The 14,044-nt window shown below is 56.6% G+C and carries 9 protein-coding genes; all 9 read left to right on the top strand.

Annotated elements, in window-relative coordinates; genetic code table 11:
- Positions 1-45 precede the first annotated feature (45 nt).
- Complete coding sequence (locus PG062_RS00835; RefSeq protein ID WP_270750610.1) at positions 46-1,728, top strand: phospho-sugar mutase; 1,683 nt, start codon at positions 46-48, stop codon at positions 1,726-1,728.
- 613 nt (positions 1,729-2,341) lie between these two features.
- Complete coding sequence (rpmE, locus tag PG062_RS00830; protein WP_113999068.1) at positions 2,342-2,551, top strand: 50S ribosomal protein L31; 210 nt, start codon at positions 2,342-2,344, stop codon at positions 2,549-2,551.
- 87 nt (positions 2,552-2,638) lie between these two features.
- The gene (locus PG062_RS00825) at positions 2,639-3,259 is read left to right on the top strand and encodes an IMPACT family protein (RefSeq protein WP_113999035.1); all 621 of its coding nucleotides are present in this window, start codon (positions 2,639-2,641) and stop codon (positions 3,257-3,259) included.
- A 173-nt stretch (positions 3,260-3,432) separates the two neighbouring features.
- Complete coding sequence (locus PG062_RS00820; RefSeq protein WP_270750607.1) at positions 3,433-4,443, top strand: deoxyguanosinetriphosphate triphosphohydrolase; 1,011 nt, start codon at positions 3,433-3,435, stop codon at positions 4,441-4,443.
- Positions 4,444-4,729: 286 nt separating this feature from the next.
- Positions 4,730-6,511, top strand: a complete 1,782-nt coding sequence (gene dnaG / locus PG062_RS00815; RefSeq protein ID WP_113999037.1) for a DNA primase — start codon at positions 4,730-4,732, stop codon at positions 6,509-6,511.
- Between the two features lie 79 nt (positions 6,512-6,590).
- Positions 6,591-7,688, top strand: a complete 1,098-nt coding sequence (gene rpoD / locus PG062_RS00810) for an RNA polymerase sigma factor RpoD (protein ID WP_113999038.1) — start codon at positions 6,591-6,593, stop codon at positions 7,686-7,688.
- Positions 7,689-7,846: 158 nt separating this feature from the next.
- The gene (asnB, locus tag PG062_RS00805; protein WP_270750605.1) at positions 7,847-9,700 is read left to right on the top strand and encodes an asparagine synthase (glutamine-hydrolyzing); all 1,854 of its coding nucleotides are present in this window, start codon (positions 7,847-7,849) and stop codon (positions 9,698-9,700) included.
- 92 nt (positions 9,701-9,792) lie between these two features.
- Positions 9,793-9,984, top strand: a complete 192-nt coding sequence (locus tag PG062_RS00800) for a hypothetical protein (protein ID WP_270750603.1) — start codon at positions 9,793-9,795, stop codon at positions 9,982-9,984.
- A 223-nt stretch (positions 9,985-10,207) separates the two neighbouring features.
- Positions 10,208-14,035 carry a DNA-directed RNA polymerase subunit beta gene (gene rpoB / locus PG062_RS00795; protein WP_270750601.1) on the top strand — a complete coding sequence of 1,276 codons (3,828 nt, stop codon included), beginning with the start codon at positions 10,208-10,210 and terminating at the stop codon, positions 14,033-14,035.
- Positions 14,036-14,044: the final 9 nt, after the last annotated feature.

Here is a 14,044-nt window from a genome sequence, read left to right as displayed (position 1 = left end):
ATTTACCCAAAACTTTTACAGGGTAAGAAAGTGATGGTGTCCAAAATGTATAAAGAAATGTACAGCCGTTGGCTTGCTGCCAACCTGGATGACCCCGACCTGAAGCCGGAGCTGGAATCGATTCAGAACGATGACGCTGCCATTCAGGATCGTTTTGCCGTTGCCCTTAAGTTCGGCACTGCCGGTCTGCGCGGTGTGATCGGCGCCGGTACCAACCGCATGAACGTGTATGTTGTGCGCCAGGCTACCCAGGGCCTTGCCAACTGGGTCAAGACCCAGGGCGGCACCCAGACCGTTGCTATCAGCTATGACAGCCGCATCAAGAGCGATGTGTTTGCCAAGGCTGCTGCCGAAGTTCTGGCCGCCAACGGCGTAAAGGTGCGCATTTACAGCGCCCTGATGCCGGTTCCCGCACTGAGCTTTGCTACCCGGTATTATAACTGCAACGCCGGTATCATGGTAACGGCATCCCACAACCCGGCCAAGTACAACGGCTATAAGGCCTACGGCCCCGATGGCTGCCAGATGACCGATGAGGCCGCTGATATCGTGTACGCCGAAATCCAGAAGACCGACATCCTGACCGGCGCCAAAACCATGCCGTTTGCCGAGGGGCTGGAAAAGGGCATCATCGAATACGTTGGCGATGACTGCATCAACGCCCTGTACGAAGCAATCGAAGCCCGCTCCATCCGTCCCGGTATCTGCAAGACCGCCGGCCTGAAGCTGGTTTACAGCCCGCTGAACGGCTCCGGCCTGGTTCCGGTCACCCATGTTCTGCATGACATCGGCATTACCGATATCACCGTTGTGCCGGAACAGGAAAAGCCGGACGGCAATTTCCCCACCTGCCCGTACCCCAACCCCGAAATTTTCGAGGCTCTGCGCCTTGGCCTGGAACTGGCCGAAAAGTCTGGTGCAGACCTGATGCTGGCCACTGACCCCGATGCTGACCGCGTTGGCATTGCCGTTAAGTGCAAGGATGGCAGCTATGAGCTGCTTTCCGGCAACGAAGTCGGCGTTCTGCTGCTGGATTACATCTGCGCGGGCCGCATTGAGCAGGGGACTATGCCCAAAGACCCCGTCATGTGCAAGTCCATCGTGTCCACCCCGCTGGCGGACAAGGTGGCCGAGCATTACGGTGTTGAGTGCCGCAATGTGCTGACCGGCTTTAAGTGGATCGGCGATCAGATCGCCAAGCTGGAAGCTGCTGGTCAGGTTGACCGCTTCATCTTTGGCTTTGAGGAAAGCTATGGCTACCTGGCTGGTCCTTACGTCCGCGATAAGGATGCCATCATCGGCTCTATGCTGATTTGCGAAATGGCTGCTTATTACCGCGCAAAGGGCAGTTCTATCAAGGAAGAGCTGGAGCGCATTTACGCCGAGTATGGCCGCTACCTGAACAAGGTTGACAGCTTTGAGTTCCCGGGCCTGTCCGGCATGGACAAGATGGCGGGCATTATGTCCGGCCTGCGCGAGAACCCGCCCAAGGACTTTGGCGGTGACGCCGTTGTAAAGGTTGTGGACTATAAAAAGCCTGAAGAGACCGGTCTGCCCGCCGCCAACGTGCTGATCTACACCCTGGCATCCGGCTGCACCGTTGTGGTGCGCCCCTCCGGCACCGAGCCGAAGATCAAGACCTACTTTACCACCAAGGGCAAAGACCTGGCCGAAGCCGAAGCCAAGAAAGAAGAACTGGCCGCTGCCGTTAAGCCGCTGCTGGCATAATGTGATTCCATAGGTTTAGCGCTTTTGGGCCGCCTGCTGTAATACGCAGACGGCCTTTTTTGTATGCAGCCCCCTAGCCGCCGCAGTGAGGAAATAACGCGCATTTTCAGCCCTCGCTTGGGGAATCACCCCTCAGTCACCTTCGGCGAAAGCTCCCCTCGAAGGGGAACCAAAGGCTTTGCGGAAAATTGTTGCGGCATCTGCTACAAGGCCCCGGAACGGTCAAGACCGTTCCCTACAGAGCATTTTATTGTGTGCGGTCAACCCACAAACACCCAGTAGGGCGGGGGTACCCGACTCCGCCGGAAACTTACCGGAGCAGATACAAAAAACGTGTGATGTACTTTGCCCCACAGTAGGAGACGGCGTCCTCGACGTCCCGGATGGGCATATAAATGGTTGCACTTTTGCTGGCAATTTGCCGCCGCAAAAGATTGCCCGCACTACTTGACAAAGCACAAAAACTCTGGTAAAATACTCTAGCAATCGTTCAGAGGGCTGCTCCACACGCACAGGATGGCGTCTGCTGGTAGCCGAAATTCGAAGATTGTGATGAGCACATATATCAAGTATGGCTCCCTTTAGTCATGATCGAGAAAGAGGTGAAATGAAAATGAAGCAGGGTATTCATCCCAACTATGTGGATTGCACCATTACCTGCGCATGCGGCAACGTGATCCATACCCGCGATACCAAGCCGGAGATCCGCGTTGAAGTTTGCAGCAAGTGCCATCCCTTCTACACCGGCAAGCAGAAGCTGGTTGACACCGGCGGACGTGTTGAGCGCTTTAAGCGCCGCTACGCCAACAAGGCTGGCAAGTAATTGCATTAAGGTTTTGTATACCGCAGATGGCAACATCTGCGGTATTTTTTTCAAATACATCATCTTGCATCTCAAAGGAGAACCCCTATGCCGGACTATCAAACGATCCGCGGTATTTCCACCTTTGAATATGAAGAAAAGCGCTCCCGCTTTATTGCTTCCGCTGCGTTTGCCGATACCGAGGAAGCTGCCCTTGCCCACCTGAACCGCATCAAAGCGGCCAACCGCACCGCGCGGCATAATGTGTATGCCTATGTTCTGCGCGAGGGCGGCCGCACCCGCTACAGTGATGACGGCGAACCCGCCAAAACCGCCGGTACCCCTGTGCTGGAAGCCATCGGCCATGCGGGGCTTTCGGATGTGATCGTGGTGGTTACGCGGTACTTTGGCGGAGTTCTGCTGGGTACCGGCGGGCTGGTGCGGGCCTACACCGCGGCGGCATCCGGAGCCTTGCAGCAGGCGGAAATTGTCAGCATGCGGCTGGTGACGGATTGCGCCGTGACCGTGCCATACCCCAAGTTTGAACAGGCCCAGCGGATGATCGCAGCCGCCGGGGCCAAACTGCAGGAACCGGAGTATGCCGACGCTGTGACCCTGCGCTGGCGCATGCCTGCCGGAACCGAAGAAGCCCTGTGCCATGACCTGAGCGAGCTGACCCGCGGCAGTGCCGAAGTGACGATCAGCAAACCACTTTACGCAGCTTTTTGATGCTGCGCAGTCATTTCTGGCAAGAAAGCAGAATTTCCCATGAAATTTTTACATTTCATACAAGTGTTTGGCGGCTTTTTATCGTATTTATAATATAGAGAGCCGTTTTTGGGCATGATATGCCCAACGGATATGCCCAACAGGGAACCGGATAGGGGAAAGGAGGCTGCGCCGTGACTGTGCGGGAAGAGACCCAGACAATTGAACGCCTGACCTTAAGCCCCTATGCCGCTTTAAGTGAGCAGAGCTTTGGTCGCCGCACCCCGGAACCGGAAGATGACCTGCGGACCTGCTACCAGCGTGACAGGGACAGAATTTTGCACTGTAAAAGTTTCCGGCGGTTGAAGCAGAAAACACAGGTGTTTCTTTCGCCGGAGGGCGACCACTACCGCACCCGGCTGACCCACACGCTGGAAGTCAGCCAGATTGCCCGAACCATTGCCCGCGCCCTGCGGCTGAATGAGGACCTGACCGAAGCCATTGCCCTGGGGCATGATCTTGGCCACACCCCATACGGCCACGCGGGGGAGCGCGCACTGAACCGGCTGTGCCCCGGCGGGTTTACCCACTACCGCCAAAGCCTGCGGGTGGTGGACTACCTGGAAAAGGACGGCAAGGGCCTGAACCTTTGCTGGGAGGTGCGCAACGGGATTATTACCCACACTAAAGGCGCCTGGGCCCGCACGATGGAAGGCTGTACCGTGCGCTATGCGGACCACATTGCCTTTTTGAACCATGATATTGAGGATGCCGTGGCCGCCGGTGTACTGAACCCCACCGCACTGCCGCGGGATGCCGTGCAGGTGCTGGGAGATACCAAATCCCGGCGCATCACCACAATGATCACCGACCTTGTGGCAAACAGCGCAAACTGCAAAAATGGGAAAATGCAGTTTTCCCCCGAAGTGGAGGAGGCATACGGTGTGCTGAAAGACTTTATGTACAGCACGGTGTATGTGGACAAGGATGCCAAGCGCGAAGAGAAAAAAGTGGACAAGATGATCGAAGCGCTGTATGAGCGCCTTTGCGCGGACCCCACGCTGATGCCTAATTTTTATATGCAGGTGGCATATCACCAGGGAATGGACCGTGCCGTGGCGGATTATATTTCCGGCATGAGCGATGAATTTGCTACCCGCCTGTTTGAGGAGCTGTTTGTGCCGCAAAAGTGGCAGGTGCTATAAAATTGGCAGTATGTTAGAGCACTGCCGCCCGCCCCGAAGGGGCGCACATTGTGCGCCCGCTAACCTATGGCAATACCGCATAATTCTAAGTGCCGATACGGCGAGCGAGGTGCGGCAGATGCCAAGCCAAAAGCGCAGATAATACTGGATGTCTTATCGAGCATTTTGGCAACGCAGATGCCGTGCCGCAGCTGCCGGAGCGGTGCTTAAGCCGCAAGGCGGGAATTGTGCGGTGTTGCCCTATAAATTATTACGATATATACGCGAAAGGAGGCCCGGAGCCCCATTGATCCCACAGGAATACATACAGGAAGTGGTTGCACGCAATGATATTACCGAAGTAATCGGCCAATATGTGCAGCTGCGTCATCGCGGGCGGACCTATACCGGGCTGTGCCCTTTCCATAACGAGAAAACCCCTTCGTTTACCGTCTACCCGGATACCCAAAGTTTTTACTGCTTTGGCTGCGGTGCGGCGGGGGATGTGATTAACTTTGTGCGCAAAATTTCCAACCTGGGCTATGTGGAAGCTGTTAAACAGCTGGCGGGCCGCGCCGGGATGCCCATGCCGGAGGAGGACGACCAGGAAAGCCGTTCCCGCTCCCGCCTGTTGGAGATCAACCGCAACGCCGCGCGCTATTTTTATGACCAGCTCAACGCCCCAACGCCGGAAGCCGCCATGGCCCGCCGCTACTGGCGCGAAAAACGCGGCCTTTCGGATGCGGCCATCCGCCGGTTTGGCCTGGGCTATGCACCGGAAGATTTTGTCGGCCTTCTGCACTACCTGCGCCACCGCGGCTTTACCGAGCCGGAATTGGAATCCTCCGGCCTTGTCAAGCGTAGCGCCAAGGGCAATCTGTATGATATCTTCCGCCACCGCGTGATGGTGCCCATCATTGATGTGCGGGGCAATATCATTGCGTTCGGCGGGCGCGTGATGGATGATTCCAAGCCGAAATACATCAACTCGCCCGAAACGATGGTCTACCACAAATCCCGCACGCTGTTTGCGCTGAATGTGGCAAAAAAATCAACGTCCAAGCGGTATATCCTCTGCGAAGGGTATATGGACGTCATCTCGATGCACGAAGCCGGGTTTGATACCGCTGTCTGTGCCTGCGGCACGGCTTTGACGCCGGAGCAGGTCAAGCTGCTGACGGAATACGCCGACGAAGTGGTGCTGAGCTATGACTCGGACGAAGCAGGCCAGAAGGCAACGGAGCGCAGTTTGGCGCTGTTTTCCGGTACCAATTTGCAGGTGCGGGTGCTGAACATCCCCGGTGCCAAGGACCCGGATGAATTTATCCGCACCTATGGCCGCGACCGGTTTGAAGCCGTGCTGGAAGGCACCGCAACCCCGCTGGAGTTCAAGCTGGCTAAGGCAGTGAAAAAATATGACCTGCGCAACGATGCCCAGCGCCTGCAATATGTGGATGAAGCCATCGGCATTCTGGCAGGCAGCGCGGTCAGCCCCACGGCGCGGGATGTGTATGCCGGGCGCATTGCGGAGCAGACCGGCATTGATAAAAAGGCTGTGTTGGTCCAGCTGGAAAGCGCCGTGCGCGGGGCCGGGCGCAGGGCGCGCCGCAAAGAGCAGAACGAACTTTCCCGCCAGGGGATTGCGGCGGATATCCGCGTGCCCTATGACCGCGGGGGCGAAGCTGCCCTGGGGGCCGCAAGCGCCGCCCGCCAGCTTGTGGCGGCTATGCTGCAGGATGCCGGCGCCATCCCCTACATCCGGGAGCGGCTGAACCTTGGCATGGTGGTGCTGCCGGAAATGCAGCAGGCAATCAAGGCGATTTACGACTGCGCCGCCCGCGGCCAGCCCGCCAACGCCACGACCCTTTCCCCCTTGTTGGAGGAAAAAGCTTACAGCCAGGTGATGCTGGCCCAGGCCCAAAACGCCGATACCCGCCTGACCCGCCGGGATATTGATATGCTGCTGGATCGTTTGCAGACCGCAAACCCCGAAAGCGCCCAGGTGGCAGGCACCACAGACGATGAATTCCGGCAGAAATTTGCCGCCCTTGCCCGCAAAAAAGTGGGCGAACGCCCGCCGGAAGAATAATTTCCACCCGGCCAAAACCATGTTGTTTTATCCCGTTCCAGTAAGATGGGCAGAATAAAAACCAAAGGAGAAACTACTTATGGCAGAAAAGAAAGATTCGATTCGCAACCTGATTGAACAGGGCCGCCGTGCAGGCAAATTGACCAGCACCGAAATCAGTGACGCTATGGAAGAAAGCAGCCGTGTTATTGACGCGGAGCAGATGGAAAAGCTGTATGAAGAGCTGGAAAGCAACGGCATTGAAGTGGTGGATGATGACGCCACTGATATGTCCGCTGTGGCCGATATGGGCGAGGAAGGGATGGATGACTTTGAGGATACCGTTACCTCGGACGGCATTACCATCGATGACCCCGTTAAGGTTTACCTGAAAGAGATCGGCCGCGTGCCCCTGCTGACCCCCGATGAGGAAGTGCAGCTGGCCCTGGATATCCAGAAAGGCGGTAAGGACGGCGAACGCGCCAAGCAGCGCCTGAGCGAAGCCAACCTGCGTCTGGTAGTTTCCATTGCAAAGCGCTATGTGGGCCGCGGCATGCAGTTCCTGGACCTGATCCAGGAAGGTAACCTGGGTCTGATCAAAGCGGTTGAAAAGTTTGACCATACCAAGGGCTTCAAGTTCTCCACCTATGCAACGTGGTGGATCCGCCAGGCCATCACCCGCGCCATTGCGGATCAGGCCCGCACCATCCGTATCCCTGTGCATATGGTGGAAACCATCAACAAGGTCAAAAAGGTTTCCAGCCAACTGCTGCACGAAAACGGCCATGAGCCCAGCGCCGAAGAAATTGCCGAGCGCCTGGATATGCCGGTGGACAAAGTGCGCGAGATTATGCGCGTGGCACAGGAACCCGTCAGCCTCGAAACCCCCATCGGTGAGGAGGAAGATAGCCACTTAGGCGACTTTATCCCCGATGAGGAAGCCCCCGTTCCCGCCGAAGCCGCCAGCCAGACCCTGTTGAAAGAGCAGCTGGCCGATGTGCTGAAAACCCTGACCCCGCGTGAAGAAAAGGTCCTGCGCCTGCGCTTTGGCCTGGAAGATGGCCGCCCCCGCACGCTGGAAGAGGTGGGCAAGGAGTTCAACGTTACCCGTGAACGTATCCGCCAGATCGAAGCAAAAGCCCTGCGCAAGCTGCGCCACCCCAGCCGCAGCAAAAAGCTGCGCGACTTCCTGGATTGATGCCGTGATTCTTATATAGAATAGAAATAGCAAATTAAAATCATCTGCACCCGTACTGCTGTTTGCCCGGCGGTGCGGGTGTATTTTTGTGTGCAGCAGGCATAAATGACAAAGCCACAGCATACGATTACCCTGATGATATAGGGGAGGGGATAACGATGTGTGGAATTGCCGGACAGATCAGCGCGGACCCAAATAAGATTGCAGCCAACTACCCAGCTTACTGCCGAATGCAGAAAAGCCTTGCACGCCGCGGGCCGGACCAGCGGGGAATATACCTGCACGGCCATGCGGCGCTGATCCATGCGCGGCTGGCTGTGGTGGATCTGGAAAACGGCTGCCAGCCCATGGTGCTGGATCAGGGCGGGGAGAAATACATTCTGGTGTACAACGGCGAGCTGTACAACACGCCGGAGCTGCACGCCCAGCTTGCGGCTCTGGGCCATCGCTTTGTAAGCCATTCCGATACTGAGGTTTTGTTACATGCTTTTGCCCAGTGGGGGCCGGACTGTCTGGAAAAGCTGAACGGTATTTTTGCATTTGCTGTGTGGCAGCAGCGGGCGCAAAAGCTCTTTCTGGCGCGGGACCGCGTCGGGGTCAAGCCGCTGTTCTATGCCCTGCGCGGGGACAGCCTGATCTTTGCTTCCGAGCTGAAAACGCTGCTCTGCCACCCGGAGATCCCGCCGCAGGTGGATGCCCATGGGCTGGCCGATGTGCTGCTGCTCGGCCCCGGCCGCACGCCGGGGTGCGGGGTGTTCCGCAATGTGCAGGAATTGAAGCCTGGCTGCTGCGCAGAATACACTGTGCCACAGGTTGGTGCGCCGCGCCTCACCGTGCGCCGCTACTGGCAGCTGACCGACCACGAACATCCCGATGATTTTACCCACACCGCAGCCAAAGTGCGGGACCTGGTGATGGATGCCGTCACGCGGCAGCTGGTATCGGATGTGCCGGTGGCAACCTTCCTTTCCGGAGGGCTGGATTCCAGCTTGATTTCGGCAATCGCAGATTCCCGCTTTACGGCGCGGGGCAAAACGCTGCAGACTTTCTCGGTCGGTTATCAGGATAACAAAAAGTACTTCCACGTCACCCATTTCCAGCCCAGCCCGGATGCGCCGTATATCCGCACCATGAACCAGTTCTTGAACGCGCAGCATACCTGGGTAACGCTGGACAGCGAAGCACTGACCGCCGCCCTGCTGGAAGCGGTGGACGCCCGCGACCTGCCCGGTATGGCGGATGTGGACTCCTCGCTGCTGCTGTTCTGCCGTGAGATCCGTAAAACAGCCACCGTGGCACTTTCCGGCGAGTGCGCGGACGAGATATTTGGCGGTTACCCCTGGTACAGGGATAAGACCGTGCGGGAGCGGTATGGCTTCCCTTGGGCGCAGAGCACGGCATACAGGGTCAGCTTTTTTAAGCCGGAGGTGTTCGGCAGCATTGACCCGGCGGCGTATATTGATGAAGGCTACCGCGCTACGCTGGAGCAAACTTCCATCCGCCCCGGTCTGGATCCCCTGGAACAACGGATGCGCCAGATGTTTGCCCTGAACTTTAACTGGTTTATGCAGACCCTTTTGGACCGCAAGGACCGAATGAGTATGTACAGCGGGCTGGAAGTGCGCGTGCCGTTCTGCGATTACCGCATTGCGGAATACCTGTACAGCGTGCCGTGGGAATATAAGGATTACGAGGGCCACGAAAAAGGCCTGCTGCGCCAGGCGATGCAGGGCGTGCTGCCCACGGAAGTGTTGTGGCGAAAAAAGAGCCCCTACCCTAAAACATGGAACCCGGCGTATTTGAACGCTGTCAGCGCCATGCTGCGCAGTGCGATGCAGGACCCGGATGCCCCGCTGCTGCGTATTGCCAAGAGGGCAGCGCTGGAACAGCTGTTGACCGCTGCCGAGACTGCGACCCCCTGGTATGGCCAGCTGATGACCACCCCGCAGACCATTGCCTGGTTTGTGCAGCTGAATTACTGGCTGCAAAAATACCGGGTGGAGCTGGTGTAAATACCCGTGTGGCGGGCCCGGCATCAAACGCATAACACCAAAAACAGACGAGTGCCCACCCTGCACACGGATAACGGCGGGAAGGGCACTTTTTGTTTGCAAAACGTAAAAACCGGGAAAATGCAGAAAAAACGCAGGCTGCAACCCATACAAAAAACACACAAGGTAATTGGGCATTGTGCCAATTAGCGGCATTTCAAGGATTTGTCAAGTGGCAAAAGAAATGCAAAAATAGCACTTTGCCAAAAGAAATGCGACACACAGCCGGGCGTTCAATTGCCTGATAAAAAAACACGCAAAATGCCAAAAGAGCCCTTGACAATCAGCTTTTTGGCTGGTATACTGGCATAGTATCACAAAATGGAATAGAGCGCCCTAAAGGAATTTTGATTTTTTCGCGTTTTTTCAAACTTTGTTAAAAACGACGAATGTTCCAAGAAAATCATTGCTTCGGCGGAGCGCTTTTGCCAAAAACAAATCTGAACGGAATAGGAGTGGTCGCATTTTATGGTAAAGGTCAAGCCCGTACAAAACGGTCGAACCTCCAGAATGAGCTTTTCCCGCATCAACGAAGTGATTGGCATGCCCAACCTCATCGAGATCCAGAAAAACTCTTATAACTGGTTCCTGGACGAGGGCCTGCGCGAAGTGTTCCACGACATTGACGCGATCGAGGATTACACCGGGAATCTCTCGCTGGAATTTGTCGATTACCGTCTGGACAAGCACCCCAAATATACCATTAAAGAATGTAAAGAGCGTGACGCAACGTATGCTGCGCCGCTTTATGTCACTGCGCGCCTGTTGAACAAAAGCACCGGCGAAGTGAAGGAACAGGAAATTTTCATGGGCGATTTCCCGCTCATGACGGATTCCGGCACTTTCATCTCCAACGGTGCAGAACGTGTTATCGTCAGCCAGCTGGTTCGTTCGCCCGGCGTGTTCTATGCTTCCAGCAAGGACCGTACCGGCAAGGACCTTTTCACCGCAACCATGAACCCCAACCGCGGCGCATGGCTGGAATACGAAACCGATTCTTCCGATGTATATTATGTGCGCATTGATAAAAACCGCAAGCTGCCGGTTACTACCTTCCTGCGCGCACTGGGGCTTGGCACCGATGAGCAGATCCGCCAGTACTTCGGCGATTCTGAACCCAAAATCAACGCCACCCTGGAAAAGGATATCACCCATTCCACAGAGGAAGCCCTGCTGGAGTGCTACCGCAAGCTGCGCCCCGGCGAGCCGCCGACGGTGGAAAGCTCCCGCAGCCACATCAACCTGCTGTTCTTTGATCCGCGCCGTTACGACCTGGCTCGTTTTGGCCGCTTCAAGATGAACAACAAGCTGTGCCTGTCCCGCCGTATTGCGGGCTATAAGACTGCTGAGGACATCATTGCCCCGCTGACCGGCGAACTGCTGGCCGCCAAGGGCGAGCGCATCAGCCACGAAAAGGCTGTTGAAATTGATAACGCCGGTGTTTCCCGCGTTACTGTTATCGTGGAGCGCAAGGGCCAGGATCCGATCAATGTGATCGTGTTCTCCAACGGCTGTGTCGATGCCCAGAGTTTCTTCAGCTTTGACGTGAAGGAATGCGGCATCAACGAGCGCGCTTCCTTCGCCGAAATCCGTAAGATTCTGGATGCTACCTCCGATCCGGAAGAGCAGAAAGAACTGCTGACCAAGAATCATGATAAGCTCATCAGCCGCACCGTTACCGTTGACGATATCTTTGCTTCCGTCAACTACCTGCTGGGCCTTGACCATGGCATCGGCGTGACCGATGAAATCGACCACTTGGGCAACCGCCGCGTGCGCAGCGTTGGCGAATTGCTGCAGAACCAGTTCCGCATCGGCTTTGCCCGTATGGAGCGCGTTGTGCGCGAGCGCATGACCCTGCAGAACCAAGAATCCGGCGAGATCACCCCGCAGAGCCTGGTCAACATCCGCCCGGTCGTGGCTGCCATCCGTGAGTTCATCGGTTCCAGCCCACTGTCTCAGTTCATGGACCAGAACAACCCGCTGTCTGAGCTGACCCATAAGCGCCGTCTGTCCGCTTTGGGCCCCGGCGGTCTGTCCCGTGACCGCGCAGGCTTCGAAGTCCGCGACGTTCATTATACCCACTATGGCCGTCTGTGCCCGATTGAGACGCCCGAAGGTTCCAACATCGGTCTGATCTCCTATCTGGCATCTTTCGCCAAGATCAACAAGTACGGCTTCATTGAGGCACCTTACCGCCGTGTGAATAAAGAAACCGGCGTTGTTACCGATGAAGTTGTTTATATGCCCGCCGACGTTGAAGATGAATACATCGTGGCACAGGCCAACGAACCACTGGACGAGAACAACTGCTTTGTCCGTCCCCGCGTTTCCGGCCGTCATCGCAACGACATTCAGGAATTTGCCCGTGAACAGGTCGATTTCATGGATGTCTCTCCGCGAATGATGGTTTCTGTGGCTACCGCCTGCATTCCCTTCCTGGAAAACGATGACTGTAACCGTGCTCTGATGGGCTCCAACATGCAGCGTCAGGCTGTGCCTCTGATGGTTACCCAGCGCTCTCTGGTTGCTACCGGCATGGAATATAAGGCTGCTACCGACTCCGGTGTCTGCGTGCTGGCTGCCCATGACGGCACCGTTGAAAGCGTTGACGCAGATAAGGTCGTTGTCCGTCTGGAAGATGGCTCCGCCGATACCTATGAACTGATTAAGTTTATGCGCTCCAACCAGGGAACCTGCGTCAACCAGCGCCCCGCCGTCTATGTGGGCGATGTTGTCAAGAAGGGCGACGTTCTGGCTGACGGCCCCGCCACCAAGGACGGCGAGATCTCTCTGGGCAAGAACGCTCTGATCGGCTTCATGACCTGGGAAGGCTACAACTATGAGGACGCTGTTCTGCTGAACGAAAAGCTGGTCCGCGAGGATATCTACACCTCTATCCACATTGAGGAGTACGAGAGCGAAGCCCGCGATACCAAGCTGGGACCTGAAGAGGTGACCCGTGATATCCCCAACGTCGGCGATGATTCCCTGAAGGATCTGGACGACCGCGGCATTATCCGCATCGGCGCCGAAGTCAAGACCGGCGATATTCTGGTTGGTAAGGTTACCCCGAAGGGTGAAACCGAACTGACCGCCGAAGAGCGCCTGCTGCGCGCCATCTTTGGCGAAAAGGCACGGGAAGTACGTGATACCTCCCTGCGCGTTCCCCACGGTGCTTACGGCATTGTTGTGGATGTTAAGGTCTTTACCCCCGAAAACTCTGACGAGCTGCAGCCCGGCGTGCGCACCTGCGTGCGCGTCTATATCGCCCAGAAGCGTAAGATCAGCGTTGGCGATAAGATGGCAGGCCGTCACGGCAACAAGGGCGTTGTTTCCCGCATTCTGCCGCAGGAGGACATGCCGTTCCTGCCTGACGGCACCCCGCTGGATATCGTGCTGAACCCCCTGGGCGTTCCTTCCCGTATGAACATCGGTCAGGTGCTGGAAGTCAACCTTGGCTATGTTGCCAAGGCCCTTGGCTGGCATGTGCAGACCCCCGTGTTCGATGGCGCGCACGAATCCGATATCCGTGACTGCCTGGCCGAAGCCCGCGATAAGTGGCATGGCGACCATGCACCGGAATATCCCACCAAGCTGCCCCGCCTGATGGGCGATAAGGGCCACATCATCGATTTCAGCAAGATCGACCTGACCGATGACGGCAAGACCACCGTTTACGATGGCCGTACCGGCGAAAAGTTCCCCTCCAAGGTTACTGTCGGTTATATGTACTACCTCAAGCTGCATCACCTGGTTGATGATAAGATCCATGCCCGTTCCACCGGCCCGTACTCTCTGGTTACCCAGCAGCCTTTGGGCGGCAAGGCCCAGTTCGGCGGCCAGCGTTTCGGCGAAATGGAAGTTTGGGCTCTGGAAGCTTATGGCGCGGCTTACACCCTGCAGGAAATCCTGACTGTCAAGTCTGACGACGTTGTGGGCCGTGTCAAGACCTACGAAGCAATCGTCAAGGGCGAAGATGTGCCGAATCCGGGCATCCCCGAAAGCTTCCGCGTTATGCTGAAAGAACTGCAGAGCCTTGGCCTGGATATTGTTGTTCAGGATAAGGAAGGCAACGCTGTTGATATGCGTCAGGAATATGACGATGACGATGCCAACTTTGACAACAGCGATATCGGTGATAACGTTCTGCTGGAAAGCGAGCTGCAGGATGATTACAGTGTCAAGGATGCCGATGAAGGCTTTGACGACGACCTGGGCGATGAGGAGCCGGATGAAGCTTCTCTGGCACAGATCGAAGCCGACAATGGCGACGACCTGTTCGACGGTGAATGATCGGAATGC

The sequence above is a fragment of the Gemmiger qucibialis genome, assembly GCF_027689445.1.
GTDB classification, from domain to species: Bacteria; Bacillota; Clostridia; order Oscillospirales; family Ruminococcaceae; genus Gemmiger; species Gemmiger qucibialis.
This window is presented reverse-complemented; position numbering and strand designations above follow the sequence as displayed.

Coding starts and splice junctions, on each gene's coding strand:
- rpoD (WP_113999038.1), top strand. CDS start 6,591: ATGGCAGAAAAGAAAGATTCGATTCGCAACCTGATTGAACAGGGCCGC.
- PG062_RS00825 (WP_113999035.1), top strand. CDS start 2,639: ATGCCGGACTATCAAACGATCCGCGGTATTTCCACCTTTGAATATGAA.
- PG062_RS00835 (WP_270750610.1), top strand. CDS start 46: ATGTATAAAGAAATGTACAGCCGTTGGCTTGCTGCCAACCTGGATGAC.
- rpmE (WP_113999068.1), top strand. CDS start 2,342: ATGAAGCAGGGTATTCATCCCAACTATGTGGATTGCACCATTACCTGC.
- rpoB (WP_270750601.1), top strand. CDS start 10,208: ATGGTAAAGGTCAAGCCCGTACAAAACGGTCGAACCTCCAGAATGAGC.
- asnB (WP_270750605.1), top strand. CDS start 7,847: ATGTGTGGAATTGCCGGACAGATCAGCGCGGACCCAAATAAGATTGCA.